The following is a 2,714-nucleotide window of genomic DNA, read 5'->3' as shown; positions in this document are numbered from 1 at the left end:
CCCCACCCCGGCGGCTGCCCCGGGCGCTGCCGGTGCACGACGTGGTCCGCCTGGTGGAGACCGCCGGAGCGGTCACCGCCGCCGGCGACGGCGCGGCCCTGGCGCTGCGCGACCGGGCGCTGCTGGAGTTCCTGTACGGAACCGGCGCGCGGATCTCCGAGGCGGTCGGCGCAGCCGTGGACGACCTCGACGTCGACGAGGGCACCGTGCTGCTGCGCGGCAAGGGCGGCCGCACCCGGCTCGTCCCGGTCGGCGGGCACGCGGTGGCGGCGCTGCGCGCCTGGCTGGTCCGGGCCCGACCGGGGCTGGTCGCCGCCGGGCGAGGCACCCCGGCGGTCTTCGTCAACGCCCGGGGTGGCCCGTTGACCCGGCAGGGCGCCTGGATGGTGCTGCGCCGCACCGCAGAGCGGGCCGGACTGCCGGTGACTGGTCCTCACGCGGTCTCTCCGCACACCCTGCGCCACTCGTACGCCACCCATCTGCTCGACGGCGGCGCGGACGTGCGGGTGGTGCAGGAACTGCTCGGCCACGCCTCGGTGACCACCACGCAGGTCTACACCCTGGTGACCGTGGACCGGCTGCGCGAGGTGTACGCCACCGCCCATCCGCGCGCCCGCGGCTGACCGCCGGCGGGCCAGCCCGGCGGTCCCGGGCGGCGTCGGCGGGGCGTTGAGCGGCCGCGACGGCCGACACGCCGGAGCGGTACCGGACGCGTCGCTGGTCGGTGGCGTACAGTCGGCATCGGCGCGGACCTCCTGGGGCGACAACCGGGGTGCGCAGCGGCGCCGCGAAGGACGTCGGACGGCTCCGACGCCGGGTGGTCGTCGGGAGGGGGCAACGAAGAACATGGCTGGCAACGGTGACCGTGCCGACGCCTGGACGTCGGAGCTCCGCGAACAACAGGCCTCGCTCGGCGCGGACCTGGGTCCGGCGGACCCGGCCGCGTACACGATGCGCAAGCCCATCCCGGAGCCGATGCCCACCGACCGGCACGGCCCGGCCCGGATCATCGCGATGGCCAACCAGAAGGGCGGGGTCGGCAAGACCACCACCACGATCAACCTGGGCGCCGCGCTCGCCGAGTACGGCCGCCGGGTGCTGCTGGTGGACTTCGACCCGCAGGGCGCGCTCTCCGTCGGCCTCGGCGTCAACCCGCACAACCTCGACCTGTCCGTCTACAACCTGCTCATGCAGGACGACGTCATCGCCGAGGACGTCCTGATCAAGACGGACGTCGCCGGGCTGCACCTGCTGCCGGCGAACATCGACCTCTCCGCCGCCGAGATCCAGTTGGTCAACGAGGTCGCCCGGGAGATGGCCCTGGCCCGGGTGCTCAAGCAGGTCCGCAAGGAGTACGACTACATCCTGATCGACTGCCAGCCCTCGCTGGGTCTGCTGGCGATCAACGCGCTGACCGTGGCGCACGGGGTGCTCATCCCGCTCGAGTGCGAGTTCTTCAGTCTGCGCGGCGTGGCGCTGCTGTTGGACACCATCGACAAGGTACGCGAGCGGCTCAACTTCGACCTCGAACTCGAGGGCATCCTGGCCACCATGTACGACAGCCGCACCACGCACTGCCGCCAGGTGCTCCAGCGGGTGGTCGAGGCGTTCGGCGACAAGGTCTACCAGACCGTGATCACCAAGACGGTGAAGTTCCCCGAGTCCACGGTGGCCGGCGCACCCATCACCACCCTCGACCCGGCTTCCTCCGGCGCCCGCAACTATCGCCAACTGGCCCGCGAGGTGATCGCCGCCCAGGCGGAGCGGTAGCCGGAACGCCGGACGCCCGCGACGTGGACTACGGTCTCCCGGTGACCGCGCCACCCCTCGACCCGCCCGCGAGCCCTCCGCAGTCGGCCGAGCCCTCTGCTCCGTCGTCGCCGGGTGCCGCGGACGTGCCGTCTCGGGGTGCCGTCGACGTGCCGCAGCCGGCGGAGGAGAACGCCGGTTTCACCGTCCGGCTGGCCAACTTCACCGGCCCCTTCGACCTGCTGCTCCAGCTCATCAGCAAGCACAAACTCGACGTGACCGAGGTGGCGTTGCACCGGGTCACCGACGAGTTCATCGCCTACCTCCGGGCGCTGGGCGATCAGTGGGACCTCGACGAGACCAGCGAGTTCCTGCTCGTCGCCGCGACCCTGCTCGACCTGAAGGCGGCCCGGCTGCTGCCGGCCGCCGAGGTGGAGGACGAGGAGGACCTCGCCCTGCTGGAGGCGCGGGACCTGCTCTTCGCCCGGCTTCTGCAGTACAAGGCGTACAAGGAGGCGGCGGCGCACATCGCCGAGTTGGAGGCGGTCGGCGGCCGGCGGTACCCGCGCGCGGTCACCCTGGAGCCCCGGTACGCCGAGGCGCTGCCCGACCTGGTGCTCGGTATCGGACCGGACCGGCTGCGGACGCTCGCGATCCGGGCGATGACCCCGAAGCCGACGCCCGAGGTGTCCATCGCCCACGTGCACATGGTCCGGGTCAGCGTCCGGGAACACGCCGAGATCATCGCTGGGCGGCTGCGTCGGGCCGGCATTGCCAGCTTCACCCAGCTCTGCGCCGACTGCGAGATCACCCTGGAGGTGGTGGCCCGGTTTCTGGCGCTGCTGGAGCTGTACCGGCAGGGCTTGGTCTCCTTCGTGCAGGATCAGGCGCTGGAGGAGCTGACCGTACGCTGGACCGGCCCCGTCGACGGCGGCGCGGACCTGCACATCGACGAGTACGCGGGC

3 protein-coding genes are annotated in these 2,714 nt (G+C 72.4%); all 3 read left to right on the top strand.

Annotated features, from left to right (window positions below; translation table 11 throughout):
* Positions 1-623, top strand: a 623-nt coding sequence (locus tag E1182_RS30135) for a tyrosine-type recombinase/integrase (protein WP_165942770.1), incomplete at its 5' end; no start/stop codon positions are given.
* 223 nt (positions 624-846) lie between these two features.
* Positions 847-1,770 (top strand): ParA family protein, encoded by a 924-nt coding sequence (locus E1182_RS30130; RefSeq protein WP_132271126.1) that lies wholly within the window; start codon positions 847-849, stop codon positions 1,768-1,770.
* Positions 1,771-1,793: 23 nt separating this feature from the next.
* Positions 1,794-2,714 (top strand): ScpA family protein (locus tag E1182_RS30125; protein WP_132271125.1); only part of this gene is annotated, 921 nt, incomplete at its 3' end.

The organism is Micromonospora sp. KC721, from assembly GCF_004348355.1.
In the GTDB taxonomy this organism is placed as follows: domain Bacteria; phylum Actinomycetota; class Actinomycetes; order Mycobacteriales; family Micromonosporaceae; genus Micromonospora.
The sequence above is the reverse complement of the archived record's forward strand: the minus strand, read 5'-3'. Positions and strand labels throughout refer to the sequence as shown.